A 560-nucleotide genomic window follows, 5' to 3' on the forward strand; every position below is an offset into this window, starting at 1 on the left:
CCACCATCCGCACCAATTTGTGGCAGGTCGGCGAGGACGGACATCCGCGTCCGGTGATCTCCTTCAAGTTCGACGCGCGCGGAATCGAGGACCTGCCGGCCCCACGACCGCTCTACGAGATTTTCGTCTATTCGCCCCGCGTCGAAGGCATTCACCTGCGCTTCGGCAAGGTTGCGCGTGGCGGACTACGGTGGTCCGATCGGCCGCAGGATTTCCGCACCGAGATCCTCGGCCTCGTCAAAGCCCAGCAGGTCAAGAACGCCGTGATCGTGCCGGTCGGCGCCAAAGGCGGCTTCGTGCCCAAGCGCCTGCCCCCACTCTCCAGCCGCGACGCGTGGCTCGCGGAAGGCACCGAAGCCTATCGCATCTTCGTTCGCTCGCTGCTCGAACTCACCGACAATCTCGACGGTGACGACCTCCTCCCACCCGACTCGACCGTGCGGCATGATGGCGACGATCCTTATCTGGTCGTCGCCGCCGACAAGGGCACCGCCACCTTCTCCGACATCGCCAACGCGATTTCGGCCGAGAAGAACCATTGGCTCGGCGATGCCTTCGCC

The 560-nt window shown here is 64.8% G+C and carries 1 protein-coding gene; it reads left to right on the forward strand.

Features of this window, described 5'->3' with window-relative positions:
- Positions 1-560, forward strand: a 560-nt coding sequence (locus tag AC1DU6_RS35285) for an NAD-glutamate dehydrogenase domain-containing protein (protein WP_477863224.1), incomplete at both ends; no start/stop codon positions are given.

The organism is Roseateles sp. P5_B10 (assembly GCF_056400485.1).